Raw genomic sequence first — 25,844 nt, 5'->3', positions numbered from 1 at the left:
AACACGACTACTGATGACTGTAGATACAGTCAACGGATACTTTATGGCATTATTATACCTGACCACAAGATGAAATGCAAGCCTTATCCGATTACCTCTCCATATCGAGCGAGGATTGCTTTTTGTGCTTGAATGCGTTATATTATAAATATCAGTATCTGTGCCATATGGCAAAGTACACCGTGTTTCATCCATGCCATCACCCTGGGGGCGATGGCATTTTTGTTTTTTGCCAACACCGGCAACAAAGTGAGCGGGATATCCCTATCCCTGCTCACTTTTTTATATAGATTTGCTTCCGGCTCGGAAGCATTCCCTTTGCTCCGGGCCGCAAGGCCCGTTCATTATAAAAGCCTCGGATCATCTAAAAACGAAAGGACTGGTACCATGAAATATCTCGACTTGGCGCAGATTTTTTCCGCACATGAGGCAAATCATCCACGATATCATCTGGATGGGCTGATCACGTTCTCTGACTTTGGTCCGTTCGAAAATCCCAGTTATACACAACTCGACCGCACCTACGCGGTCAGCAGCAATAACAAAGCCTTCCTGCCCAACCGCCTCGGTTTCTCCATCTTTGGTACATGCCTGAACGGCAAAGATCCCCATGTCAGACTGGAACACTATATGCGTCAGCCGAATGGTTGGGTCCCCGGCGAGAGCTGCCTGATCTTTTATCAGCTGCAATGTGTCAGTGACCGGGAATTCTTACAGCCGTCTCTTTATCCAACCCAGCGGCAGGCCATTGAGTCCATGTTGCAGGACTTATGTACCCATGGCCGCTTGGAGTATGACGATGTGCTGGCCGCCTTTGATAACGGCAACGGTCAAATCAGCAGCAACGAGTTTGAAGCCTCCCGATCCTCTGCCTGGCTCAATGCTGGTTCTGCGGGTAATTGGGACTGGGTGATCCAGCCCATCTACCTCTATGACACGAAAAAACTCGCTGTAGGAGTTCCTTTTCCAACGCCGGAATGCAATCATGGCACCTCCGGTCCTTCTGAAAAGCAGAAAGACAATAAAGGCGGTGTCTAATATGGGTGTAAAAGGGATTCAGAGATTCCGCTGTTCAAGGTGCCCGCATCGGTTGACTTATCTCAAGGGCGAACCCCGTCAGGAAGGGTATATCGTGCTGCAGTTTGGTCAGCAGTATTGCACAGCCGGAAAGAAATACCGTATGTTTAAGAAAAAAGATCCCAAAATCTACCCGCCAAATTGGTGTCCAAAACTAAAAAAGCCATGTGAATTTCGTGTTTATGATTTCAAGGACGCAAACACATGGTACTTGCATACCCTACTCAAACGCAAATCGCCTCCCGACGGGTACCAGTACGCCGTGCGGTTATCTGGGACAGTAAACTTGACTCCTTCAGCATTCTTTTCCATGGCGAAGCGAAAAGGTGCATCTGAACTTTTGGGGGTCATGGTCAAAATAGGGGAAATTGTAGAGATCGACGATGGTCTTACCAGCAACTGCTTCTATTTGACGCTGAACGGTGTGAAATATCTGCCTTATTGGGATACGGCCCGTGCGCGAAAAAACGAATATGCTTGCAAAAACAGCGATAACTGACGAAAATACATGCGCACAATCAAAATTGGAGGTTTGATTTATAATGGAAAACATCACAAAAGGCCCAAACATTGTATTTTGCAAAATCTGTGGTGCTATGCTAACCTGGGAGCATCCTGAGGGATCTGGTCATTATCAGGCATCCAGTGATTTTATCGGTGGCGATATCTGTCGCAGTTGCTTGGCTGAGCGGCAGGAAACTGGTTGTTCTACGCCTGAATTTCCATATAGCGCGGGCCAGGCTGGTGACATTTCTGAATCAGTGGAGCATGTTCAAATCGCGCTTTTCCAGGCACCGTTTGCTTCTCTGCACGAGCACGGGCTACTTATAAAGATGTATGACTGTGAGCAGCCCTTCTCTGGTCCTGTCCCGTCACAGTATTATATGCCTGTGTTCAGCGGAGAGATTGAGATCCGCGGTATGCTACCCAAGGAGCCTCAATTGCGCACATCCTATATCTTAGAGCAGTTCTATTGTCTCTATAACCGAGATGACCGCCCAAATCCGATGACCAGCCGCAGTCTGTCCGTGGGCGACGTAGTACAGTTGGAAAACCAATTTTTCCTTTGTTCTGCCGCCAGTTTTATCCCGGTTGCGTTTGAGCCGGTAGCGGAAACAACCAAGACCCCCGCAGACACTCTTATCATGCCAAATGGCACTGTACTCCAGGTCAAAATATGCTCTGAGGACGAATACCCCTGCATCAACATTGACCTCGTGCAAGCAGATGGTGAAAACGAGCGAGTCTGCTTCGTTGAACACAATCCTGAAAAAGAACTGGGGCAGGAATTGTGCATCGGCGTCTATTGCTCCACAGAGGAAGACACTGTCTATTACGGCAGTTATAACCAGGGTGATAATCATGCAGAATCTCTATGACCCGCCAGATCTCTGTGGCATAGATACCGAATCAAGTCTGCGCCTCTCATCTATATCCACATTCCATTCTACGAACGAAGAGGTAGAACCATGGGAAAATTCAAGGATCTTACCGGCCAAACATTCGGGAAATTGACAGTTATCAAAAGAGTAGAAGATCAGAAGGCCGGACGCCCAATGTGGCTGTGCCAATGTGCGTGTGGTAATTTGACAACTGTATCATCCACCCGCCTCATGCGGCCTAACGGCACAAGGTCATGTGGCTGTCTCAAACACCAGCTCTCCCCCTCCCTGATTGATCTGACAGGTCAAACTTTTGGACGCCTGAAAGTGCTACGCAGGGATGAAACGGCACCCGGCAGCCGCATAAAATGGATTTGCCAATGTAAGTGTGGTAATACGGTTTCTGTTTTATCTTCCAGCCTTCGCAATGGGAAAACAAAGTCCTGCGGTTGCTCTCAGTCTCCAGTCAAGTATGACCTGACTGGTCAGGAATTTGGGTATCTCCTTGTCATCGGGCGTGTGACAAATCCGCACATTCGAAGCCACGATGTCCGGTGGAAGTGCTTGTGTCGGAATTGCGGCCGCATTGTCCAAGTCGATAGTTACTGGCTTAGGACCAGTGACCCATACGGTCACTGTAGATGTACGCGATTCAACAAGCCCAAAAACACTCACGACGGGTCCCAATAAAATTTGTGATACGGGTATTGTGACCGGAATTCTGCATTTACATTGCATCGGCCTAAATTGCTAAGCGGGGTGCCAGTCGGCCCCCGCTCTTTTTATGTCGCCATGCAGCAAGCATATTTGCATCATTGGATGGCGAATTTTGCCAAGGATGCCCGTCTCTGTCTGCAACGCCTAAAGAGAATCGCCACTTTCATTCTTTTCAAATTGTGCTATAATAGTTTCATGTCAATTGGGCGCAGAGAGGAAACCTGCCTGTGAGTTATCTTTCTATCTTCCGTACAAATGAGAATCAAAAGCAGAAATGGGACTCTATTATCTACGAAATCAGTGAATTCGTGTCAGCTTTTTTCTGGGATGAGGCTCCAGATAAATATGGACTGGAAGCCCGGGAAGGCCAGCAGGATATGGCGTTTGCAATTTTGGACGCCGTCCGCGGAAATTACCACTTCGCAGTTGAAGCTGGTGTAGGGATTGGGAAGTCATTCGCGTACCTGGTTCCTTTGCTTCTATATAATAAGAAAACAGGCCTCCCAGTTATCATTGCCACATCTACAATCGCACTGCAGGAACAGTTGATGGATGACATAAAGAGGCTTAGTCCTATGCTCAATGTCACACCCGATGTGCTTTTGGCCAAAGGCCAAACACACTATGTCTGTCAACTGCGGGCCAACGATTATTTTGCTTCCCCGGAAGGCCAGCAGTTTGCTCGGCTGAAACAGAAGATTGTTGAGGGCTGCCAAGACCGTCGCGCTTTCTCTCCCCCGATCCCAGCCAATGTCTGGGAGAAAATCAATATTGTACGATACAGCCGCCGTGCCTGTCTTGGTTGCCCGTTCTCATCGCAGTGTCAATATGCCAGACTCCGTGACGAACTGAAATTTACAAATGGTATTATCCTGTGCAATCAGGATTTGTTGACGGCGCACCTATTCAAGCGGAGCCGTGACCAAGGTGGCCTGCTAAGCGATCTGGTTCAGTTTGTGGTGGTTGACGAGGCCCACAATCTGGAGGATAAGGTGCGAAGCGCAACCACAGAGCGGTTTGGGGAGCGCCAGTTGATCCACGCAATCAATTCCGCAGTAAAATCAGTTCGAGGCGAGGAGCGGGAATTTATCCTTGAGGACGCGGATGATGTGGTCCGTTCCGTTCGTGCCCTTTATAGCAACTTGAACTCGCAGATGCGTATGCAGATTACGCAGCCGGCCCGTGACATGAAATATGCCGACCGTTTCTTTTTCCGCGATGAGGATGGTGCAGTTGACTTAATCCGAGCAGTTTCCAGGCAACTGCAAAAATTGTCCAGTTCCGTCCAGGTCTTTGGCAGCAGGGATTATCGCAGAGGTGACAGTTCATCTGGCGCCGACGAGTTGGACGCCGCTGCACAGTCATTCAAAGAACTGGCGTCAGATTTTGACAGGCAGTTATTGTGGCTGGAACGCCGAGGCCAGACCACGGATTTGTCTTTCTGCCCCAAAAACACCAAAGACATTCTGAAAAAACTCTATTTCAGCAGTAAAATCCGAGTCATCCTGACCTCTGCCACACTGACTTCAGCAGTAGGCGGGCCATTAGAAAATCAATACGCCTACTTCCTGCACAACACCGGATTTCCTGTGGGCCGAACTGGTATCTTGTCTGAGCCCCATCCTTCTCCTTACCCCTATGATGAGCATGCCATGATCTATTTCTGCGATGATCTGCCCCACCCAACGCGGGATCATGAGGCGTTCATTGAGAAGGGTGTTGAGCGGCTTATTCAGGTCCTTAATATATCTCAGGGGAAGGCTCTGGTGCTGTTTACCGCCAAGACGGATATGGAAGAAGTCTATGCAGCGCTTCAAAGCAGAAATCTTCCATACAAAATTCTCATTCAGCAAAACGGCGCCTCCCAAGAACGTGTTCTGCAGGCGTTCCGAAATGATGTTAATTCTGTCCTTCTGGGGACTGGGGCCTATTGGGAGGGAATCAGCATTGAGGGCAAGAGTCTATCCAATCTTGTCATCTTCCGCCTGCCATTCCCGGTACCCGATCCTATTATTGAGTATAAGGCCTCCATTGCCAAGGACGCCATGATGGATGTCCGGGTTCCAGAAATGATTATTAAACTCAAGCAGGGAATCGGCAGACTGATCCGTAATTTCAGCGACACCGGGATCGTGTCCATCATCGACAGCCGTCTCAGGGACACCCAGCCGGAGCGATACCACGATATTACTTGGAACTCGCTGCCTATCCATCGCCGCACCACTGATCTCCAAGAGATCGAAGCCTTTTATCATACGGTATGCGATTGAGGCCGGTTTGCAATCATTTGTATTTGCACCAAATGAACGCAAAAATAGCGCGGGGGGCCTGTTCGGACCCCCGCGCTATTCCTATTTACGACTCTGGTATCTCCATATCCAACGCCGCCAGAATATCTTCTTCCAGCAGACAGCCGGCGACCAGCGGTAGCCGCTTGGCATACGCTGTGCGCAGCATACGATAGTCCAAACCATTGAACCGAACACGATCCAAACCATCCATATCCTTGCAGATGTAGTATAGGTGAATCACCCGCTCTTTCTCCTTACGTGAGAGTCCAGGCTCAGACATAATCGCCGCAACACCAGTGATGTCATCGTGGCAGTGGTGGGTGATCACCAGTTCCGCGATTCGGTATTCTTTTCGGCTTAACCGGATTCCACGCAAGCGGATTCCCTTTTTGCTGGTCAAAACAACGGACTGTTCCCCATGTCTATCATCCCGGTCATCCGTTGTCCGTCCGATATCATGGAGTAGGCTGAAATAAATCAGGATTTGCCGGTCCGCCTCGCTCAAAGGATCCCCTGCATTGTGAATGTAAATAAGCGAGAGCAGCAGCACCCGCAGGATATGCTTCAGGCCATGAACTTGGAATAATGCCTCCTCTTGGTAGCCCAGCAACCGTGCCTGCTTTCCATAATACTGAAACTCCGCCAGTGTTGGGGCCAGAATTTGAGGGACAGTCTCTTTTGCGGCAGGGATCATATCCTCATACCCATAGTCCGATATGGTACCCGGCAGAACAACTACCTCATTTTCCATTGAATACCCTGGAAAATAGGCGATAATCTGTTCTGGTTTGACATGGGCTACTGCAATGCGGGTCCCCTGCCCAGAACGATTGGCAAACCAGAGTGCATTTCCCGGGTGGCTGCTCCAAGAGATCGCCCGCTCGGGCGGCAGAGACTGTGTGCCCATGCCGCGGTAGATTGTGATACGGCCGTCTGCATCAGGCCGAGGCAGCGGAGTGGGCGGTGCGTATTGAAACACATATTCCAACACCTCCGGCGGCCACATATCATTCGCATAGTCAATTCGCTTATAAATATCATGCCAGATGGAAAACACCTGCTCTCGAGGAATATTGCGGTATCTCCGCTGAAAGTCATAAATCAGCATGGCCATCGGTACGCATTTCAAATAAAAACTCTTCCATTCTCCAACTGCTAGTTCAGGGCAGATCCCACCATACTTGGTCAAGGCGCGCAACTCTGCCTGCCCAGTATCTTGGATGTATTGACGCTGCAGAAAAATAGCTGCATATTTGCCTTGATCGTAGTCTGCGTAATAGGTGTTGAATATTTGTCTTGTTGGGTCATGGACCACCTTCCTGATATCCAGTCCATAGGAGGAAAGCACAGCAGATAATTCTGAGTAGGTTAATCCATCCTCAGACTGTGCTGAAATGAATTCCTCTGTCAAAGGTTCGAACCGAGTCATAACACCTCGTGCCTCTTTTAGGATCGTTAATTTTTGCACAGTATCTCTCCTTTTTCAGTCTAAAGAAATGCCTCCGCGTCGAACATGACAGCGGTTCGTATTAAAGCAGCTTTGCTCACCGGTTCTCTGCACCGCCCTTTCGTACTATCCGGTGTTGGTTTCCAACCGTCACCGACAATGCCGCAAACCATGTTCCGGTGCTTCTCAGTTATACGGACACCTCTTTTGCGGTACGCTGATAGGCGGCCCACCGAATGTTCGGTGGACCGCCCAATTTGTTCTACCGCCAAAATAAGATATGGCCGCCCAGGGATATCAGCAGCTGATAGAAACCCTCGAATTCCATTGCGCTATGAATCCCGAAGCGGAGCCGGCATTTTAACTCCTTGCTGTCTACAGGCACGCAGAAGTTGTATTGGAAATTACAGATCTGCTGGCCTGTGTAGGGAGTCAGTTGGTCGCTCTCATAGGTTCCAAGATAAACTGGCGTCTCATACGCCTCTGCCATCGCCTGTACCTGTTCTCTGCTTATGTCGTTGATTGGCCTCTGAACAGAGACACAGTGGCCTGCCTCAAACACATATTTATTTACTTCTTCCGAAACAGACTCCAGATGACTCTTTTCCTTCCTCCCCGAGGTGTCCCCCTTTAATTTTGCATGAATTGTCTCTAGTTCTGTAGAGAGGGAAACATACTGGGTGTTCAGTTCTTGTAAGAGTTGGCCGCACTCCTCACAGTCCAGCAGATGCGCTTCATCCAGCACAAACTGCTCCATCATATCGCTGGTAACAGCGTCATACGGCAGACAGAGTGTGCCCTCTTGTACGGGCAGGAACACAACGCCCAGATAGCCATTATGGCAGACAGGACAGACCTGACACCGTTCATCGCCAAACTGCTGTCGATACCGTGTCCGAATTGGTTCCAGATCCGTGAAGTCTGCGCCGCCGTTCCGGAGCAGTTCCAGGACCTCCCGGATCGTGGCCAGTTGACCTTGGCGCTCTGTGCCGGAAGACGCACAGCGATTCACTCCGGTGGTGCGTCCGCCTTGGGTCCCATGTTGTTCTGCAAATCGCTTGCTCATTTCCTATTCCCCCTCAACTTTCCTCAATTTTTCGGATATACCGAATGTTAATTCCCAGCCTCTCCGCATGGTGGATTTCTTTTGCCATGCCGTCGCTGATACGCTCTCCGCAGACCCACATCTCGCTGCAGGCCGCCAAAAGGTGATATCCTAATGTGAGACCCAGTTCCCGCTGCTCTGGGATCGTATCGTCAAGTATCTGCGGGTAGATGAGATGGGGGGCGACTGGCGTATAACCCCGTTGGATGGCAAATTGGCAGCACTGAATAGCAAACCGTGTGTTCCCCGCAATGTCCCCGGCATAGGGTGATGCGATATAGATCAATTTGCTCTGCGGTGTATTCCCCAGGATGCCAGATCCCGCATACTGCGCCCCATACTTTTGAGCAACCGCCCTATGCGCGTCAAGTTTATCCCGGGCCTGGACAGCCTCGATGCGCGGTGGCCCGTTCTGAAAGGAAACTTCCAGCCAAAAAACAAGTTCATGCTCCACGCTGGCTCACCTCCTTCCTGAAAAACTGATCCAGTTTCCGGCATTGCGCATACATCGGCTCCGTCAACATTTTGAGTTGTTCATCACTTGGGTTCCTTCTGGTGCCAAAGGACATTGGAGCACGCCATACCCATTTTCTCCAGAGATAGACTGGCGTGTACCAGCGGCTATATTCTTTCATGGAGATACAATCCCCTTGGACAACAACAGCGGGAATCCCATAGAGCGAAAGGTGGATGTAGGTCATTTGCGCACAGGCAATGTCACAATCAGATGCCTGAATGACAAGCTGCTCGGATGGATTGAGCCCATTTCTTATTGCTTCTTCCACCGCTGCAAGCAACAATATCCCACTACCGCTGGTAGGGTCATTTAGTGTAAAGAACCCCTCAGAGGGCAGTTCATAATGGTTGCCGATGGTTGTAATTTTCGCCAGCAGCCTTGCCACATCCTGCGGAGTGAAATCCTGCTTTAGTGCGCGATTGTCTGCGCCGAACTCACAGTAAGTCGAGCCCAGCAGATCCTCATAGATGCCACCTTCCACATTCCTTACAACAGTGTGAGCAAGTTCCCGAAATGTGTGTGCAAACGCGGCCCGTTCTTCTTCCTTATACCGCTTCAGCAGTTTGTCCAAGGATGTCTTCCGCTCCTGATGTACGTGGTCAGTCTGAACAGAAATGTTTAATGCGCAGTAGTCGATAAAATCCCGATAGACCTCACGCCTGTGGATCCTGCCGCGGGTGATTTCGGCAGTCTGTGCGAGTAGACTGGTAAATTCTTTATTATGATTCATGGACTCCTCCCTAATAAAAGGCTCGGGACTGGGATGCACTATCACACGCCCAGCCCCAAATACATTTGTTGGATTACATACGGTTTGCTCATCGTTATCAGTTCTGCATCTGGCAATACCGTTGCTGGTATATCCGTGCCATTTCCCGTTTCTCGCCGCCGCTGAGTTGCGCGGCGTAGCCGGGATCACACCCATCCTCCCAGGGATATTTCCCGTCCGGATCGCAGATCAGAACCCGCAACACACGCTTAAAGTAAGCATCCGGCACTGCGGGACTTGTTTCGAACAGATAGCACGGAAGTGTGAACACATCATCCTCCCGGTCACCAGAATGGTATCGCTTTCCTTTTTCCGCAATCTCTATACCCACCAGATTGAGTATCATGGCCGCTTTTTTCTGCACTACGGGCAAATTAAGTTCCAGTTCCAAACTGCCGTATCGGTTGAGACCATGCGTATGGCTGCTCGGCCTCTCACTGAGGATGTAGTGGATAATCCAATCAGGTTTTATTGTCGTTGCACCTCCCGTTTTCTTCGCCCGTGCTATTATCGGCCACAAGAGCCGGAAATGGTAGGACACCCATTAAAAGGAGCCTGATGGCGGTCTGGTAGCCAATTAAAAAAGCATGGTCCAGTTCCTTGGTCATACGGCTGTTTGCAAGGCATTCATACTGGCTGAGCACATCCTGATGTTCCGGCCCCAAAGCCCGAGAGATTTCTTTCTGCAGCTGTAGGATCTGTCTGTCGATTTCTCTCAGATCATCGGAATCATGGGAAGTCGCCTCTTCAAAGGCATCCCAGTACCCATCCATGAAATCATGAAAGAATGCGACAATTTCCTCTTGATCAGGAGCCTGGCCGCCCACCGTTTGCGCCAGTTGCCGGAGCGCCAACTCCAGCGTAATTCGACGGTTTTCAAGAACAGCTCGCATCGCGTTGTGTGCATTCGGCATTTTCAACATTGTAATACATCTCCTATAAATTTTTCAGTGTTCTGCTTGGGACTATATAAAAACAAACGCATGGATCTGTTCTTGATCCATGCGCTTGGTGCCTGATTGGCCTGATCCATATGGACGGCCTATATATGGCCGAAAACAAAAAAACTCCCAAAGATCACATGATCCCTGGGAGTTTTGAAACACGGCTACTATGTTCACCTGTGGTAAACAACGGATACTATATAATTTTATTATAGCCGGATTATCCACCGATTGCAAGAGGGGCCTCCGTTGTCAAATGCTTTTTATTTTCAGCATCGTGGAGGTAAAGTTCCAAAGCCTGCCGGATGATATGTGAATGAGCCCGATGCACAAATCCGTATTCGTCAGAGCAATATCGTTCGAATGTGCGCCCATTCAACTCTTGTTCTTTATTGCGGAATTGGTTGAGACGGACTTGTCCAAGACCAACCGGACAGGCTGCCTCTGCAATGATACGTATATCTTCTGCTGTGTAGGGTTCCTTCCACCGCCCATTGCGGAAGAAATAGAGAATCGTACTCAATGTGGCGGGGCAGTAACTAGCCGCTTTTAACGAAAAATTATAATCAAAATATTCCTTTGGAATGTACTGAACATTTATCGAGTGGCAACACTCAAGCGCAACGTGACAAAGCCTCAATGTGCGTTTTTCCACAGGAATATCGCGCAGACTGCACCGGTTGTTACGGAGCGCGGCTTCTAACAGTTCCTCTGTATGATGGTGAGTAGATACATCCGCAAGGGAATATTGGGAGTAAGTAGTATCTTTCATGGCCTGCAGAGCTTCTTCATAGGTCTGTTGCCATTTGGGGCTGAGAATCATAAAAGATTTCCCTCCTTTTTTCATTGTCAACGGATACCTCTGCGATGGCAGAAAACGCCTATCCAACATTACAATAAATTGGTGACTTTGACGCAGAGGTCGATATGCCGATTGAATTCGCGGTCCTCGGCCTCCTCACGGAGAGCCTCGACAAAATCGTCAAAGTTGTCGTAGGTGGTGGTCAGCTGGCCGATTTTAAGCACATACCTCATCTTCTTTGCTTTCTCGTTGCACATAGTCTGATTTCTCCCAAATCTGGTTATTCGGAATATCCTGAATGCTGTGCGGAGCATGGAGATATCCCTATACTCCGCACAGCACTGGTTGCATCTGTGGTCCAGGCAAAAACTGAGTTCTCAATACGCTTTTTCTGCCTGGAGCCATTCAACAGCCTGATTCAGAAGGAGTTCCGAAGTTGTCGCATCGATCTCCACCTCAAGTTCAAAGTCCTGCTCCCCATTCTTTGCGCTGTTATTGACATAGATCATGGACAGACGGACACTCTGTACCCGGGTGTCGTAAATGCAGTAGAGGTTGATGTAGTCATCATTTTGATCCGTTTCCACATGGATGCCTGCAAAAACGGAATCCACATGGAACCAACAGGGGATATAGAAGGTAATGGTGTAATCATCCACCCACTCCGGATCCTCCAACCGTAATTCCTCGATGGTCAATGGCCGAAGCAGAGCGGTATTCTGGAATGGCTGCACTCTACGGCCTCCGTTTCTTCTTGCGGAGGTTTGCCAGTTGTCAGCCAGGCTTCCCAGCACGATTTACAATTGTACTTGTCACATGTGAAATCGCCAGACTCAAGCGGGAACGGCGGACAGGCACCGCAGATCAGCTGTGCCATATGCTCCGCATCCATGTTCGGTGCCCGGAGTATAACAAGCCCGGGACAGTCTGATTTTGCCGGACATTCTCCCGGCCCCAGCACTAACTCAATGACACGCTCCATCGCCTCGGCAAATGCCTTTCGGGGGATGGAACTGCGATACCGCTCCAGCACGGAACTGGTGATCTGGATGATCTCATTGGACTTATTCATGCCTGTTCACCCCTTCTGTATCCACAGGAACTGTTATGGCCGGTTTGAGCGGCCGCATTTCTTCATAGAGTTCCTGCCGGCGCTTTTCTGAAATGAGGTCCAACTGCCGGGCGAGGTCAATAGAGCCGATGTGCGACCAGTACCACGCCAAGCGTGATGCCTCTGAAGCGTCCGGATTTTTGATGTTCCGGCTTGCCTCCTGCTGCATGTCAGCTAAGTGGGTTTCAATATTCGTTCCGTTCTCCGCCCACGCACTGCCGCATGTGGGGCAGTATTGGAACGGCGGCAATGAGGCGTTACATACCGGGCAGGGCTCACCCTCCTCCAGTTCGTAGAGTACCACAGCATCTCCAGGCCGTTCATCCATCATATCCATGCAACCGTTGCCTCCCATTGTTACCTCTGTACAGTCGAGGAGAAGGGCATAACGGCCATTCCATCGCTGTTGGTCTTCATAATGCAGGATATCAGTAATCTCAGGGATCGTCAGTTTCCCACGCTTTTTTGCGATGACAACACATGGGGTATTATGGTAGTCGTAATCACGGGTAACGCTGATTCCACGCTTCATGTGATCCATCCTTTCTACATTGTAAACATTATGCTGCAGCCATGTTCAGCTTGGTTTCGCCGCTCCTTTGTCCATACTCTTTAATCCCAATCGAGGATGGTCCTCTCGGTATCCACGTTGCAAAGAGCATAATCATATTCTTTATCCCCAGATTCATAATCTTCAGATGGTGTTTCCTTCAAGATCTGATTGGCTTTTTCTATCGCCGCTTCATCATCGTCTGAGTCGAAGAAAACGGCTATGCGCCTGGTCTGCTCCATTGTCATACAGTACTGCATCCTTACTCACCTCCTGATAGACTCCGTATAGTCGGCGCGCAGCTGCATCAGCAGGCGTCCCAGATTGTTCCGTCCGCGATTGCCTCCGCACCGGGGACAACGGCAGCCTCCTCAATAATTATCATGCCAGGTATTGCCCTCCACCAGCACCGCGCCGCCGGTATCCAGCAGTTTTGGGATCAGTTCAAGGTTTTCGTTGAATTTATGGACGAGCAGGTTATGCATGATGGTCAGTTTGCGGTCCTCCCAATCTGGACGCATCTTGATCTGACGCCCACGCCTCTTCGCCTGGTTGGCCGCCAAGTTCAGAAATTGTACCCGGTCGTTGGGGGTTGCACACTTTGCCGCTTGGAAAGCGGCTTCTACTGATGGGAAACACATGCCGTAAAACGCCACACGGCAGGGATAGAAATTGCTCAGAAAGAAATATTCACCGGCAAAGTGATTGATAACTTTGGTTCTGGCAATCAGCAGGACCACATTTACAGTGCTGGCAGTGCTGGTCTCTCCGTCCATACCGTATGGCAACTACAATACATGATTATCTCTGCCCTGTGATCTTCTTCTGTGCCATTTTGAGTCCATGCAGGAGCCTTTTATCTGCCATGATCTGCTCCCATGTGTACCCAAGTGCGTCCAGCGTTTCTTCCACATCCTCGGTATAGTTGTATTCGTGGTTGGCCAACTCGCAGAGGAACATCTGATAGATAAAGCCGTCCCCGGTCTTGTCCTCTGCAATGGCGGCTTCCCGCTCTTCTTTAAGCCTGCAGAAGGTATCACAGACAAGCCGCGCATCAGTTCTCAGATAGAAACCGCCTGCATCTCCAAGCCTGTAAATTTTGTCGAGGTCTTTCTCCGGGTCAAGGCCCCAGGCATTCATCATCTCCCGAAATTGCTGCTCTCCAAACGCATAGCGGATTGGGAGTACGTTGACTTCCTGTTGATGCTTCTGGAGAAGTTCCCTATATTGGTTCATGATCTGGTATCCTCCACATTCAGGTAATATCTCTCGTGTTCCTCAAATCCGACCAGCTTTCCACCCTGTTTCAAACGAAACAGGGTCTTATACGGATAATTTCCTCTGATCTCAAGGGTTACATTAAGCGGCCCTATCACTTTGAAGAACTCCTCAGTGGAAACTCTTTGATACATGTCGCGCTCCACCCTCTTACTGAAATTCTGGCATTGTAGCAATGATCTTCCTGATCTTCACCTCGCTCACCCGGTAGGGCTTTCTCCTCATGCTGTTGTCCTGCATGATCTGTGCGTAGACTCTGCGGGGCGGTTCAAACAGGGCGGCACAGTCCGGGTAGAGCCGTATGGCCTGCCGGCGGATCTCCATGTCGATTTCGTCACGCCATGTCATGCCGGGATACCTCCTTGGCCATGCGCCCGGCCTCCGCCGCGCAGTCCTGGCATTCCTTGACGGCTTCAATGGCCCTGTGGAGCGCCTGCGTATAGAACGCCGGGATCATACCGCCGTATACGTACTGGCAGGCGGCCCGTTCTTCTTCCAGTTCCGTGAGGATCTTTGCATAGTCGATCACGACTGCATCCCCCCTGCTGGCCTGCGCCTATACAGGTCTTTCTTGGAACGCCGGTTCCTGCTACAGTTCCAGCAGCAGTCCATATCGCGGCTTGCCGTCTCATTGACACAGCCTGTACAGCCAACGCCAGGGGCGATCAGTTCATAGTTGTCGGCCTGCTCCTGGGTAAGAGGCGACTCAAAATCAATATACCCCCATGCCTCCCGGCCGATTTCCTCGCAGAAAGTCTTGGCATCGAAGTTATGGACCTCCAAAACTTTGTTTTCCGGCAATTTCGGGAATGTCCCCGGCCCGACCGGGCGCTGTGTACTGTAATATCTCATGGTTGTTCCTCCAATTCTGTACCAATAAAATAGAGGGGCGAAACATATCCGCCTCTCTATACTTTAAGCCGTCATATAGGCGACTTTCCTATCAATGGGCATGGTGTCTCTGTTGCTCAGCGGCTTTCACCTTGCCTCATCTTCGTTGCATACCCTTTTCAGGTACTTGAGACTTGCGTTCATGGTCTTTTTCGTCTTCAGCAGGTAGGTGAAGTAACCATTCCCACTGTCGTCCACGACCACATCAAGGAATTTCACTTCCGCAACTCCATATGGGTTATCCAGGATCCTGACAATCTCAACAATTGAGTAGGATCTGTTCTTTTCGCCGAAGGAATAGCTGCAGATGTCGCCGATGCGGAGTCCCTGTGGGCTTGATGGCTCCAGTACAGGTTGCTCGGTTGTGTGGCTCATAGTAGTGCTCCTTTCCCAGATAACCCAGCTCTATGCTTGCACAGGGCCAGGGGGCGGCAGTTCTTTCTCATATCAAAATACAGAATTTGGCTTATATAAAACTGTCCCCCTCTCGCTTCTTTTTTGAAAACCTCATTTATTGTCCCCCCTTCTTATTTTGCGGCGCCTTCCGCAGGGAAAATCTATATAAAAAGGCACATGGGCTGAAATACCTCATGCGCCTTGTGAACATACTGTCCTCAATCAATCTGCGTTGTTGAAACGCAAAAAGCACCCAAAAGCCCTTGCGGCTTCCGGGTGCTTTGAAACACGGTTACTGTGCTCGTCTTCGACGAACAACGGATACTGTATGTTTGAATTATATCGGAATACTCCAGAGATTGCAAGCAGAAAGTAGAATCGCTCGCGCACTTCCAATTATCAACGCTGCCATTACTGAATCAGTCCGTCGGGAAGCAGCCGTTTTCCGCCAGATATTTTGAGTATCTGGACTGTATGAGCCGGTTCGCCTCCGCGACCGAACTGCAGGTATGTTCTCCCAACAGTTTACACCATACAGAGGTTTCCTGATATTCAGACTCAACACGTTCTCTTTGTTCACAGGTGGCCTCACAAGGCTCCAGCCAAAGGAGTTCCGCATCCTCATCCAAAACGAAGTGGATTAACACGCCTGTATCCGGGTGCTGGAAATCCGAAGAATATAGTTTATGACTCATATCCTTATACCCCACATTTTTCTTTTATTAGAGTGTAAAAATCTGCTTATTGCCTCAAAGGAAATACGCTTACGATCAGCCGCACTGTCGGAGGCTATATTTAACCCGGTTGCCATACTTTTGAGACTGTAGAAGTCCGAGTTCCTCAAACTTTAGGACAAAACTGAGGATAGTGGCATATGCGGCATTACCGAAGTCACGCTCCAACTGTTTTGTGGAGAACTCGCCATTGCCATAGGCCGAGAGGACAAAATGCCACAGGTCCTTCTCCTTTTCTGTAATGCCGCCCCGCTCCAACACAGCTTGAAAGGCACCTATTGTGGAGGCCGAAGATGCCACATCCTCCAACTGATGATAGACATGCTCAATGAAATAGACCAGAAACGGCGTCACATCCAAAACACCACTGATGCGGGCATTCTGCTCCGTGAGTGTGTAGGCATCGTAGTAACCCCTCCTGCTCTTTTCCACATATCTGGACAACGGGATGAACAGCGCGGAGGAATACCCCTGTTGGACTAAGTACCACAGGTGCAGCAGCCGCGCCATCCTGCCATTTCCATCAAAGTAAGGATGCAGGTAAGCGATATAGAAGTGAAGCAGCGCCGCTTTCAACAAATCATTGTCTGAGCCTTCTGCATTTGCATAGGCGATCAAATCCGCCATATATTCCGGCAGTTTCTTCCAAGGCAGCCCCATATGCTCCACTTTGTCGCCTACGACATAGACGCTGTCGTGACGGTAGTAATTGCCCGGCAACAAACGATCTTCTCCTGCCAGGAAGTCCCCTACCGTCATCTCATACAACTGATGGAGATTTTCCTCCGTAATCCGATGGTTGGGGTCTGCGATAAACTCCACTCCTTTCTTCATTCCATAAATGCGGTTCTCAGTTTCGCTGGCCGGCGCATAGCCAGTGAGTATCCTCCGGACGCTGTCACGTGAGGTGTCGATTTGCTCGATGGTCAAGGTCGATACGATTTCATCCTCCATGGCCTTGATACCATAGTGCTGGCTGCTATTGTGCGGCGTCAGCAAAATCTTGGCGGCCGAAAGGTGGACTTGGGCTACACTCTCCAGATAGACCAGAGGTTCTCCATTGAAGTCCTTCATCGGCAGCGTTGTGTAAAATCCAGTTTTCAACAGGCCGATAAATTCGGCTATATCCGCCTGAGGATATTTATAGCCCAGTTTCTTTAGATCGGTCACGCTCTTGTCCGACATCATCTTCGCAAACAGCGCCGCCTCCATATTGCTCACCTCTGATATTTTTTAGTATCAATTTGTATCAGTATAGCAGAGTATGTCCCGAATTGCAATCCTTGGTGCAAGGGTATTGCTATTTAGCGCGCTCTGCATTATAATCAAGTCAATCAGTATCAGAAATTGCTTCCGGCAATTATAGTCATCCGTGTTGCACAGCGTCTAAAGGCAATTGGCCTTTGGGCGCTTTTTGCTTTTTGACCACATGCAATCTGATACTGAAGTCACAAGGCCTCCGGAGAGGATTCTTCGGATGCCTTTTTATATAGATCTCCCCAGACGCATCTGCGGCCGGGGCGTCCCTGTTTTTACGGTACGCCCTGCGGCGCACCGATGATATAAAAAACGACTTTGAAAAGGAGCATTTTTATGATGAACCCAAAAGACACCTTCATTTCCGCATACCAGAAATATATACACAGAACTGGCTCAGACTCGCTGTTGGGCCGGCTGCTGGCTACCGATTTCTTCGAGGCGCCTGCCAGCACAAAGTTCCACAACAGTTTCGCCGGCGGCCTTGTGCTACATTCCCTGAATGTTTTCCAGCGCATGTGCCGCAACTGTATGAATGAGTTGGGCACGGACGCACTATTCCCGCCCAAACAGGTGGAATCCGTCGCCATTGTATCCCTGCTGCATGACATCTGCAAGACCCAGTCCTATAAGCTGGACTTCAAAGACCAGAAGGTCTACTCCGATCATGGCACGAAGTTTGATAAACGCGGTGCTTACGACTTGGAATCTGTGCCGTTCTACACGGTAGATGAGAAATTTCCCTTTGGCCACGGTGAGAAATCGGTCTTTCTGATCAATGAGCATATGCATCTTACCCGCGATGAGGCGCTGGCCATCCGGTTCCATATGGGCGACTTCACCGACCGCAACACCAGCAAAGTTTATACGATCTGTCCGCTGGCGCTACAACTCCACATTGCCGATCTCCAGGCAACCTACTTAGACGAATTGGCGTCAATGGAGGGATAGCAGTGGGGTGCGGGAATTGCTGTGTGTTTGGCCGCTACGAGGGCCTGTACTATATTGACAATGATGATTTCCATGTATTCCGCAGGGCAGACGCCGCGTCGGACGACTGCCCGGAGCCCCGCCTGATGCGGGATCTGGACTATGAAGAATTGACGGATGGCACTTGGCTCTATGATGACCTTGCCACGGAACTGGAAGAGGAGGACATTCTGGAGTGCTTTACGGCGAACTTCCTGCAGATGTTCCCCAGTTTCAAGCGAGTCCGCCCGGAGCGGTGGATCTCCCGCAGCCAGCGGGCCATCCTGGAGAGCCCACTTTTCTATATCTGCCTTGAGGACAACGAGTGGTCGCTGGCGGTGGAACTCATCCAGAAAGAGCCGCCATGGTGTCAAAGTTACGCTGGCCTTCAATCCCGTCACTATCAAGCCTATCTAAAGGGGATTGAAAAATGCCTGCTGGATCGGCTACCAAGCATCGGAACCTACAAAAGCGCATGGACCTCCGGGAGGCTCACAAGGGCGGAACGAAGCGCCTGACCTTTAATTCAAATCCTGCTATGGAGGAAACTGAAATGCCAGAAACCAATGCAATACAGGCTGCATATGAGCGGTTCAAACTCGAATGGATGCTTGCCCACGGGTACACACTCAAAAATCTCATAGACGAACTGGAACAACTCCGAAAAGAGTCGCCGGAGCTGAGTCTGGAGTCCATCTTCCATGACTGGGAGTTTGAGTATGGATTTAACACGGAGATATGGCCCTGCTTTGAGGAATTCCTTGACTGCGAATATAGGGAAATGGAGGACAGTGACGATGGACAGCAGTAACCCCGGCCCCCTGCTCGGGCGTTTCAAAGCGGAAAATGCAGAAAACATCCTCAAGGCATACCGCATTGTCATGGATGTGAAAGAGACTGGGAAATCATATATTCTGCAACTCGTTGAATTTGAAAGCCGGTACAGTGCGAGTCATATTTCCCATCTGTTTTCGAAGTCTAAACGGGTTGTCCTCCGCAAAGCAAAGGGCGGCCATGCCATCCGAAAATGGGGAGATGGCACATTCACCTTCTACCCGTTTCAAGCGGGCATCCCATTTTATTTTGAAAAATTAGGCACAGATACACAAGGTAAAGCCACTCCTGAATATGGAGGAGTTGACAACTGTGATGTCTGTGAGTCCTGTACCTGTGCCTATAACCGGGATGGAATCTGCAGGTTCTCACTTGTCCATGACCGCCCGCCCAATATCACTGAGGCGGATGGCTGCGCCGAATTTGTGTCCCGGCCATATCAGCCTGAAAAAATGCGATAAGTCGCTGACTACCTGGAAGATGGGAGTTAAGGAAGTCTCCCCCCTAAGATACACACTAAAAAGCCACCCCTGGGGTGGCTTTTCTTTCGATTCTTTAGAAAGTTAATATACTCTTTTATAACCTGAAAATATGCTTTAACTGTATTCTCTGCCTTCCCCTACCCCACAGGCATTAACGGTAATATTTCAATTTTATTTCCCATTCCTTGGAGTCCATACATTAGGATGTTGAGAACCAACGCATCAATTATGTCGCATCTGCTATACCTATTTCACGGATAGCAGGCTGATTATTCAACACAAGTTGCCTTATGGCGCATGAAATCCCCAGGCCGGATAGATGGAGGGGACACACCATATACCCGGCCCGGGGCTACGGGGATGTTTACTCAGGTTTAAACCGTTCCATGATGCGGGCAATTAGTTTGTTTTGGATGCGCTGCTTTAGTTCTACATCCACACCACAGTAGGACTGGCCATATTCATCGTAAAAGATGCGGGTGGCTTTGTGTGATATGTAGCCGTCAAAGTGCCGCAGCACCTCATCCATTGCCTCCGGGTCACCTCTGGTCGCAGCGCAAATGGTTTCATAGGGCAGGAGTTTTTCTTCTGGGATACTGCTTTTTCTTTTCATCTTACTCCACCATCCGTTTCTTCAACTCATCGAATAGGATCTTTCGGTCCTTCTGTATCTTGGATCTGGAAAGCCCTAGGAGCGAAGCGATCTCCCGGTCTCTGAGCTGAAGGGAGTAGTACAGCAGCAGGATGCTGTATCCCTCATCGCCGAGTGCGAGGAGGATCTCCGCCAGCCGGTCGTTTCTAATCGGAATCCGATGCCCGTAGACATGGAAGATATACTGCTCTGCCGGATCGCTGTCAAAGGTGCAGAGACTGGTCAGCACAGCTTCTGGCAAATCTGAAAACGAGGACTCCCACCCCATCTTCTTCATCAATTTTCGGAGATAATCACACCGCTCTCCGTCGATGACCTTCATGCAGAATATCTCAAATTGGTAACGGACTCTTTTCTGAGTGGCCTGTGTGGTCTCCATCAAATCACCTCCTCCCCTACCCGCGGAGGCGGTTTCTTCGTCCCCTTTCGCTCCTTTCCCCGAAAGTGGGCGCCGATTTTGCCACACAATATAAAAACTGCCAAGCAAAAAATGCTTGACAGTTTGGTGTCGATTATTTGGAACCATGGGTTCATGTCCAACGCAGACAAAGTGCCCACCGGCCAGATCAATCTTTTTCAAATGTCCCGGCCGATATAATATGTCGGGGCAGACTGCTACTCCACCAGCATAGCCAACCTCATTCTCTCTCCACCTTTCCCCCCACTATGAACCATTAGAACTTATTTCTCACTACCAGTAGAGCATTTTATCCGATTCATGCACAACATAGAATGTGATTCGGAGGTGAACCACTGGTGGTAATAAATGATGAATTTAAAGGTTGCAGTACCCAAATGCGGGCGGAGCGTGAACGGCTTGGTTATTCCAGAGAGCAAATTGCCGAGCGCGCCCATATCTCTCCACGGTACTTGGCTGCAATCGAGCTCGGTGAGAAAATCCCTAAGGCCGATGTGATGGTGCGGATTATCCGCGCTATGGGGGCATCTGCCGATGCTATCTTCTATGGCCCGCAACAGGAAGTGGAAAATGAGAGCAAGCATCTGGCACAGATAATCCTGCAGTGTACACCAAAGGAGCGGATGCTCATTGCTGCTATTGTGGATACCATACTTGATGTACGTCAGCGGGAGTGCGGATTGGGCGAAACAGAAGAACCCTAAGGAAAAAGGGCATTGCTTCATTCTGATGAGCAATGCCCCTTTCTACGGATTGATCCGCTTATCCTATGCGCAGGCCCATCATCAGTATTTCTTAATAAGTGGATCCTTCTATTTGGCAAGGGACTCTTCCTTGTTATTTTATGCCTGCGATTTTATATCCGCTTCTTATAAAAGTACCACCGCTTAATCTCAGACAGGATGGTAGAGTAATGGGTCTATTACTTTTTACTGTGTTTCTACGCGGCAGTTAGCGTCTGCTAACTTTTTTAGTATAACATAATTCTGGCAGTACGTCAATACTATGCCGATATCACCAATTCAGATCTGAGCAAAATATACAACAACATCGTGGTGTGAAGTTCTCTTGACCATCAAGAAAAAATCAAGTATTATTAGATTAGCAGGCACTAACTATGGTGGGTTAGAAAGGTGGGGCTTATGCCACATAGTAATCTATATCTTGCCAAACTTTATAATGACTTAATAACCAATACCCCTCAGACAATCACTATGGACATTCCTTCAGAGGTTGGACAAGGCCGGGTTTCTCAAACAAAAATCAAACATGGTGTCATTCTTTCAGACTGGCAGATGAATTATCGCTCTGATATGAATGTGCAGGGACCTGTTAGCAAGGAATATATGCAGATCATATTCTGCCTGAACGATGGAATTTCCTGGGGTATTTTGAATGGGCATCGCTCTATGGCCATTCAGAAAAATGAGTCCTGTATTTATGCCGGACATGATGGCACAGAATATATTTGTTACAAAAGGGACAGCAACTTCTCATTCAAAAGCATTAAAATTCCTATTCCCTACTTTTCACAACTCCTTGCCGATTACTTTGACGGGCAAGAAATTGCGGCTTACGAAAGGAAGCTCCTAACTGGCATTTCTAAAGTCTCTCTCACCCCTGTTATGGAGCAGGTTCTATCAGAAATAAGCAAATTTTCTCAATACCGCGGTGGGTTGGGTTACCTCTATTTGGATGGTAAGCTGTTGGAGTTGCTCTCCATCTATCTGGGGGAAGTTCTGGAATTGGATATTCTGATGGGCAAAAATATTTCCATGTCCCGGACAGAGCGGACCGCCATCATGGAGGCGAAGCGGATCATCGACAGCCAGCTTGCCTTCGCCCCCTCTTGTGAAGAGCTGTCTCAACAGGTGCATCTGAGCCTTACCAAGCTGACGCGTGGATTTTCCTCTTTTTACGGTATGCCGATCCATCAATATATCATTGAGCAACGCCTGATACAGGCGGCTCAACTGCTGCTGGACGGAGACTGGAATGTGGGGGAGGTCGCTGCGATTGTAGGTTATGGAAAACCGAGCAACTTTGCGGCGGCCTTCAAGAAAAAATACGGTGTTGCACCCAAACATTACAGAGAGACACGCTTCAACCACACAAAGCAGTGACCTTTAACTGCTTTTGGGTGAAAATGGGCAGGTTTTGGGTCGAATTAGAAAAGCATAACTGATACAATATGCGTTGAGGTTAGTAAGTGCTAACCTCAACGCATATTGTTGTATAGAGGAGGCAAAGCATGAAACAGAAGTTGAATGCGAAAGATTTTATCCTAATCGGCGTCCTGACCGCCCTCATGTGGATCATCTGCATGATTATCAGTACCATTATGAGCGTGGCCGGCCCAGTGACCAATGTGTTCTATCCATCCGTTGTCGCGATCCCCAATGGCATCGTGATGATGCTCTTACTGGCTAAGGTACCGAAAAAGGGCGTGTTCACCATCTGCTCCGCAATCCAGGCTATCCTGTTCCTGCTGGTGGGCGCTTTCTGGTTTATCCCCATCGGCTTGGTGGTCGGCGGCGTGATCTGCGATTTTCTGGTCATGGGCCGGAAAGAAATCACCATGAAGTCCATGACCGTGGCCTACGCCCTGTTCAGCGCCATTTTCGCCTTCAGCGCCATCTGCCCCATCAAGTTCCTCCAGAGCGCCTTTGTGGGAGCCATGGAGAAGAACAACATTGCCCAGGAGTACATAGACGGGATGCTGAATATCACCTCCGTCCCCATGCTGGTGGTCATCGTTGCGGCCGGCCTGGTGGGTGGACTGATCGGCGCCGTGATTGGGCAGAAGGCTTTGAAAAAGCACTTTATCAAAGCCGGGCTCGTTTCAGTCAAATAACAAGGCACAGCCCCTCGGCAGTCAATCAGACAAACGCAGGCAAGCGGGCTGCCTGATCTCAGGGCGCGGGGCTGAAAATGGCCCCGCGCTTTGATTTGGATAGGGAGGCATTGGAATGGAAGAATCACAAATCAAACAAATCATTGAACAGCAGCCCCTTCATGGATCGGCACTGTTAGATCCCCGCTGCAAGATTTTACTTTTGGTCTGTATCGGGTTTGTCAGTTACTTTTTGGCCGGGGAGGTAGTCAGCCTTGCGCTCTTGCTAATGTATGGCCTGTTTATTGCCGTGGGGAATGGTGGAAAATGGGCCTTGAAGATGATTGCGGTCTACATCATCGTCGCCTATCTCAACGCCTTGCTCCGTTATGTGCAGGTGCCGGTATTGAGCGTAATTATGAGCGTGTTCGGTGTGACGCTTTTGAAGCTGATCCCCATTGTGATGATGGGCCTTTGGATTTTGCGGACTACCTACATGGACGACCTGATGGTGGCGCTCCAGCGGATGCGGCTTCCCCAGGCGGTGACGATCCCGCTGGTGGTCATGTTCCGCTATATCCCCACCCTGCGGATCGAATACCGGCAGATCCGCAGCACCATGGACATCCGGGGGATCAGCGATACCTTGTGGAAACGGGTATCTCATCCTCTTGCAACCATTGAGTATATTTTAATCCCCTTGCTGATGCGGTGCCTGAAGGTCACGGACGAGCTGGCGGCCTCCGGCACCACCCGGGGACTGGAGCTGGAGTGCAGACGGTACGCCTTGCGCCCCATCCGCTTCTCCTGGCCGGAGATCCTGGTGTCCCTGCTGGGCGTCCTTTTCCTGGCGGCGCTGCTGGTCCTAGACCAGACCCGGATCGGGGAAATCATCTTGTGGAGGGTGTGACATGATCTCGTTTCAGAATTTCAGCTTTCGCTATGAGGAGAGCAAGGACTTTACCCTCCGGGGCATTGATATGACGGTGCAGACCGGCGAATTTATCCTCCTGACCGGGCGGAGCGGCTGTGGCAAGACCACGCTGATCCGCTCCCTCAACGGCCTGATCCCGCACTTTTATCCCGGCGAGATACAGGGAGACCTTGTGATGGACGGGCGCTCCCTGCTGGAAATGAAGCCCGCGCAGCTGGCCGGGCAGGTGGGGACGGTATTTCAGGACCCGCGCTCCCAGTTCTTCATGACGGACACCACGCGGGAACTGGCCTTTGGCTGCGAAAATATGGGCCTCCCCCGTGAGGAAACCATTGACCGCATCGCAAAAGCCGCAAAGGATCTGGAACTGGCGGACTACCTAAACCGGAGCATCTTTGCCCTGTCCAGCGGAGAGAAGCAGCAGATCGCCGTGGGCTCGGTCTATGCGCTTTCACCAAAGGTCTATATCTTCGACGAGCCCTCCGCAAACCTGGATTATGCGGCCACCAAGCGGCTTGCGGAGATCATGGGAAAATTGAAGCGGGACGGATACACCATCTTTGTGGTAGAACACCGCTTTTACTATCTGCGTGATTTAATCGACCGGGTATTTCTCATACAAAACGGGAAAATCGAACAGGAATTTACAAGGGAGCAGTTCTGTTCCTTACCGGAGGAAACGCGCATATCCTATGGGCTGCGGACTGCATATCCGGAGCGGGATGCAGAGCATTATCAGAAGAAAGAACGCCGTCCCATGGGGAAACACCTGCTGCGTGTGCAGGGTCTTTCCTTTGCTTATCCGAAAGAGCAGGAGGTCTTTTGGAATGTCAGCTTTGAAGCCCACGCTGGAGATGTAATCGGCATCCTGGGCCACAACGGAGCGGGCAAGACCACCCTCTTGTCCATCCTGACCGGTCTCTTGAAGCAGCGGAACGGCGAGATCACCTTTGACGGCAGGAAGCTCACCCCACGCCAGCGCCGGGCGCTGTCCTATCTGGTCATGCAAGACACGGATTACCAGCTCTTCGCCAGCAGTGTGGAGGAAGAACTCTCCCTGGGGATTCGGGAGGACTGCAAAGAGAAGGTGGACGCTGCACTGGAGGCGCTGGAGCTGTCCGAATACCGGGAGCAGCACCCGGCGGCCCTCTCCGGCGGGCAGAAGCAGCGGGTCACCATTGGCGCGGCCATCGTCAAGGACAGCCCGGTAATCTATTTTGACGAGCCTACCAGCGGTCTGGACTATGACTCCATGGTGCGGGTCAGCCGGCTGATTGAGCAGTTGTCCGCTTCCGGCGTGATCGTGTTTGTGGTTTCCCACGACTTCGAGTTTATCGTCCGGACCTGTACGGAGGTGGTCCAGCTGGACGACCAGGGGGCCGTTCAAAATCACCGGCTCACGCCGCAGATATTGAAAGCTCTGTCGGAACAGTATTTTCATTGATGGGAGGTTG

Annotated in this window: 34 protein-coding genes; 13 read left to right on the top strand and 21 right to left on the bottom strand. The window is 50.1% G+C overall.

Features of this window, described 5'->3' with window-relative positions; translation table 11 throughout:
• Window positions 1–213 precede the first annotated feature (213 nt).
• The 4 genes from BN1969_RS11430 to BN1969_RS11415 all read left to right on the top strand — a co-directional run bounded on the left by BN1969_RS11430 (window position 214) and on the right by BN1969_RS11415 (window position 5,446).
• Window positions 214–1,038: a hypothetical protein gene (locus tag BN1969_RS11430; protein ID WP_147577082.1), complete on the top strand. Its 825-nt coding sequence runs from the start codon at window positions 214–216 to the stop codon at window positions 1,036–1,038.
• A gap of 94 nt (window positions 1,039–1,132) precedes the next feature.
• Window positions 1,133–1,576, top strand: coding sequence for a hypothetical protein (locus tag BN1969_RS11425; protein ID WP_147577080.1), 444 nt, complete (start codon window positions 1,133–1,135; stop codon window positions 1,574–1,576).
• Between the two features lie 43 nt (window positions 1,577–1,619).
• Window positions 1,620–2,456: a hypothetical protein gene (locus tag BN1969_RS17995; RefSeq protein ID WP_147577077.1), complete on the top strand. Its 837-nt coding sequence runs from the start codon at window positions 1,620–1,622 to the stop codon at window positions 2,454–2,456.
• Window positions 2,457–3,403: 947 nt separating this feature from the next.
• Window positions 3,404–5,446, top strand: a complete 2,043-nt coding sequence (locus tag BN1969_RS11415) for an ATP-dependent DNA helicase (RefSeq protein WP_082203568.1) — start codon at window positions 3,404–3,406, stop codon at window positions 5,444–5,446.
• Between the two features lie 85 nt (window positions 5,447–5,531).
• Here the strand turns inward: BN1969_RS11415 and BN1969_RS11410 are convergent, their stop codons facing one another.
• The 19 genes from BN1969_RS11410 to BN1969_RS11320 form a co-directional block, all read right to left on the bottom strand.
• Window positions 5,532–6,935: an HD domain-containing protein gene (locus tag BN1969_RS11410; RefSeq protein WP_050624401.1), complete on the bottom strand. Its 1,404-nt coding sequence runs from the start codon at window positions 6,933–6,935 to the stop codon at window positions 5,532–5,534.
• Window positions 6,936–7,176: 241 nt separating this feature from the next.
• The gene (locus BN1969_RS11405) at window positions 7,177–7,980 is read right to left on the bottom strand and encodes a hypothetical protein (protein ID WP_050624400.1); all 804 of its coding nucleotides are present in this window, start codon (window positions 7,978–7,980) and stop codon (window positions 7,177–7,179) included.
• Window positions 7,981–7,993: 13 nt separating this feature from the next.
• Window positions 7,994–8,473, bottom strand: coding sequence for a DUF7768 domain-containing protein (locus tag BN1969_RS11400; protein ID WP_050624399.1), 480 nt, complete (start codon window positions 8,471–8,473; stop codon window positions 7,994–7,996).
• Window positions 8,463–9,266, bottom strand: coding sequence for a DNA methyltransferase family protein (locus BN1969_RS11395; protein WP_050624398.1), 804 nt, complete (start codon window positions 9,264–9,266; stop codon window positions 8,463–8,465). Before BN1969_RS11395 ends, BN1969_RS11400 begins: the two co-directional genes overlap by 11 nt.
• Window positions 9,267–9,363: 97 nt before the next feature.
• On the bottom strand, window positions 9,364–9,696 hold the full coding sequence (locus BN1969_RS17990; RefSeq protein ID WP_473206041.1) for a hypothetical protein: 333 nt from the start codon (window positions 9,694–9,696) through the stop codon (window positions 9,364–9,366).
• Between the two features lie 70 nt (window positions 9,697–9,766).
• The gene (locus BN1969_RS17570) at window positions 9,767–10,228 is read right to left on the bottom strand and encodes a hypothetical protein (protein WP_050624396.1); all 462 of its coding nucleotides are present in this window, start codon (window positions 10,226–10,228) and stop codon (window positions 9,767–9,769) included.
• A 241-nt stretch (window positions 10,229–10,469) separates the two neighbouring features.
• Window positions 10,470–11,072 carry a hypothetical protein gene (locus BN1969_RS11380; protein ID WP_050624395.1) on the bottom strand — a complete coding sequence of 201 codons (603 nt, stop codon included), beginning with the start codon at window positions 11,070–11,072 and terminating at the stop codon, window positions 10,470–10,472.
• Window positions 11,073–11,140: 68 nt separating this feature from the next.
• Window positions 11,141–11,308: a hypothetical protein gene (locus BN1969_RS17985; protein WP_154669734.1), complete on the bottom strand. Its 168-nt coding sequence runs from the start codon at window positions 11,306–11,308 to the stop codon at window positions 11,141–11,143.
• Between the two features lie 120 nt (window positions 11,309–11,428).
• Entirely contained in the window at window positions 11,429–11,785 is a 357-nt protein-coding gene (locus BN1969_RS11375) for a hypothetical protein (RefSeq protein WP_147577075.1), read from the bottom strand.
• 330 nt (window positions 11,786–12,115) lie between these two features.
• Window positions 12,116–12,694, bottom strand: coding sequence for a hypothetical protein (locus tag BN1969_RS11365; protein WP_050624392.1), 579 nt, complete (start codon window positions 12,692–12,694; stop codon window positions 12,116–12,118).
• Between the two features lie 80 nt (window positions 12,695–12,774).
• Window positions 12,775–12,960 carry a hypothetical protein gene (locus BN1969_RS11360; RefSeq protein WP_147577073.1) on the bottom strand — a complete coding sequence of 62 codons (186 nt, stop codon included), beginning with the start codon at window positions 12,958–12,960 and terminating at the stop codon, window positions 12,775–12,777.
• 123 nt (window positions 12,961–13,083) lie between these two features.
• The gene (locus BN1969_RS11355) at window positions 13,084–13,488 is read right to left on the bottom strand and encodes an NADAR family protein (protein WP_050624390.1); all 405 of its coding nucleotides are present in this window, start codon (window positions 13,486–13,488) and stop codon (window positions 13,084–13,086) included.
• 25 nt (window positions 13,489–13,513) lie between these two features.
• A complete protein-coding gene (locus BN1969_RS11350) occupies window positions 13,514–13,948 on the bottom strand; it encodes a DUF7659 family protein (protein ID WP_050624389.1) in 435 nt (144 codons plus the stop codon).
• Complete coding sequence (locus BN1969_RS11345) at window positions 13,945–14,124, bottom strand: hypothetical protein (RefSeq protein ID WP_050624388.1); 180 nt, start codon at window positions 14,122–14,124, stop codon at window positions 13,945–13,947. Before BN1969_RS11345 ends, BN1969_RS11350 begins: the two co-directional genes overlap by 4 nt.
• Window positions 14,125–14,140: 16 nt before the next feature.
• Entirely contained in the window at window positions 14,141–14,338 is a 198-nt protein-coding gene (locus tag BN1969_RS11340) for a hypothetical protein (protein ID WP_050624387.1), read from the bottom strand.
• Window positions 14,325–14,519 carry a hypothetical protein gene (locus BN1969_RS11335; RefSeq protein WP_050624386.1) on the bottom strand — a complete coding sequence of 65 codons (195 nt, stop codon included), beginning with the start codon at window positions 14,517–14,519 and terminating at the stop codon, window positions 14,325–14,327. Before BN1969_RS11335 ends, BN1969_RS11340 begins: the two co-directional genes overlap by 14 nt.
• Window positions 14,516–14,842: a defense against restriction DarA-related protein gene (locus BN1969_RS18270; protein WP_070103371.1), complete on the bottom strand. Its 327-nt coding sequence runs from the start codon at window positions 14,840–14,842 to the stop codon at window positions 14,516–14,518. Before BN1969_RS18270 ends, BN1969_RS11335 begins: the two co-directional genes overlap by 4 nt.
• Window positions 14,843–14,968: 126 nt before the next feature.
• Window positions 14,969–15,256: a hypothetical protein gene (locus BN1969_RS11325; RefSeq protein ID WP_050624385.1), complete on the bottom strand. Its 288-nt coding sequence runs from the start codon at window positions 15,254–15,256 to the stop codon at window positions 14,969–14,971.
• 791 nt (window positions 15,257–16,047) lie between these two features.
• Window positions 16,048–17,223, bottom strand: coding sequence for a Fic family protein (locus BN1969_RS11320; RefSeq protein WP_050624384.1), 1,176 nt, complete (start codon window positions 17,221–17,223; stop codon window positions 16,048–16,050).
• Window positions 17,224–17,604: 381 nt separating this feature from the next.
• Between BN1969_RS11320 and BN1969_RS11315 the strand changes: the two genes are divergently transcribed.
• From BN1969_RS11315 to BN1969_RS11300, 4 genes are read left to right on the top strand one after another with little or no spacing between them, the layout of a single operon-like run.
• Window positions 17,605–18,219, top strand: coding sequence for a 3'-5' exoribonuclease YhaM family protein (locus BN1969_RS11315; protein WP_050624383.1), 615 nt, complete (start codon window positions 17,605–17,607; stop codon window positions 18,217–18,219).
• Window positions 18,220–18,221: 2 nt separating this feature from the next.
• On the top strand, window positions 18,222–18,755 hold the full coding sequence (locus BN1969_RS11310; RefSeq protein WP_050624382.1) for a hypothetical protein: 534 nt from the start codon (window positions 18,222–18,224) through the stop codon (window positions 18,753–18,755).
• A gap of 35 nt (window positions 18,756–18,790) precedes the next feature.
• Window positions 18,791–19,048, top strand: coding sequence for a hypothetical protein (locus tag BN1969_RS11305; protein ID WP_050624381.1), 258 nt, complete (start codon window positions 18,791–18,793; stop codon window positions 19,046–19,048).
• Window positions 19,035–19,532: a hypothetical protein gene (locus BN1969_RS11300; protein WP_050624380.1), complete on the top strand. Its 498-nt coding sequence runs from the start codon at window positions 19,035–19,037 to the stop codon at window positions 19,530–19,532. The genes BN1969_RS11305 and BN1969_RS11300 overlap by 14 nt, the downstream gene beginning before the upstream one ends.
• A 385-nt stretch (window positions 19,533–19,917) precedes the next feature.
• On the opposite strand, the gene BN1969_RS11295 is transcribed toward BN1969_RS11300, so the two are convergent.
• Both BN1969_RS11295 and BN1969_RS11290 read right to left on the bottom strand, forming a co-directional pair.
• Window positions 19,918–20,166 carry a helix-turn-helix domain-containing protein gene (locus BN1969_RS11295; protein ID WP_050624379.1) on the bottom strand — a complete coding sequence of 83 codons (249 nt, stop codon included), beginning with the start codon at window positions 20,164–20,166 and terminating at the stop codon, window positions 19,918–19,920.
• Window position 20,167: 1 nt separating this feature from the next.
• Entirely contained in the window at window positions 20,168–20,584 is a 417-nt protein-coding gene (locus BN1969_RS11290) for a hypothetical protein (RefSeq protein ID WP_050624378.1), read from the bottom strand.
• Window positions 20,585–20,961: 377 nt separating this feature from the next.
• Between BN1969_RS11290 and BN1969_RS11285 the strand changes: the two genes are divergently transcribed.
• The 5 genes from BN1969_RS11285 (at window position 20,962) to BN1969_RS11265 (ending at window position 25,834) form a co-directional block, all read left to right on the top strand.
• Window positions 20,962–21,327, top strand: a complete 366-nt coding sequence (locus BN1969_RS11285) for a helix-turn-helix domain-containing protein (RefSeq protein ID WP_050624377.1) — start codon at window positions 20,962–20,964, stop codon at window positions 21,325–21,327.
• Window positions 21,328–21,765: 438 nt separating this feature from the next.
• Window positions 21,766–22,746 (top strand): helix-turn-helix domain-containing protein, encoded by a 981-nt coding sequence (locus BN1969_RS11280; protein ID WP_050624376.1) that lies wholly within the window; start codon window positions 21,766–21,768, stop codon window positions 22,744–22,746.
• A gap of 128 nt (window positions 22,747–22,874) precedes the next feature.
• Entirely contained in the window at window positions 22,875–23,477 is a 603-nt protein-coding gene (locus BN1969_RS11275; protein ID WP_050624375.1) for an MptD family putative ECF transporter S component, read from the top strand.
• A gap of 115 nt (window positions 23,478–23,592) precedes the next feature.
• The gene (locus BN1969_RS11270) at window positions 23,593–24,366 is read left to right on the top strand and encodes an energy-coupling factor transporter transmembrane component T family protein (RefSeq protein WP_050624374.1); all 774 of its coding nucleotides are present in this window, start codon (window positions 23,593–23,595) and stop codon (window positions 24,364–24,366) included.
• A 1-nt stretch (window position 24,367) separates the two neighbouring features.
• Window positions 24,368–25,834, top strand: a complete 1,467-nt coding sequence (locus BN1969_RS11265) for an ABC transporter ATP-binding protein (RefSeq protein ID WP_050624373.1) — start codon at window positions 24,368–24,370, stop codon at window positions 25,832–25,834.
• Window positions 25,835–25,844 lie beyond the last annotated feature (10 nt).

Source organism: Clostridium phoceensis, from assembly GCF_001244495.1.
GTDB lineage: Bacteria > Bacillota > Clostridia > Oscillospirales > Oscillospiraceae > Lawsonibacter > Lawsonibacter asaccharolyticus.
The sequence above is the reverse complement of the archived record's forward strand: the minus strand, read 5'-3'. Positions and strand labels throughout refer to the sequence as shown.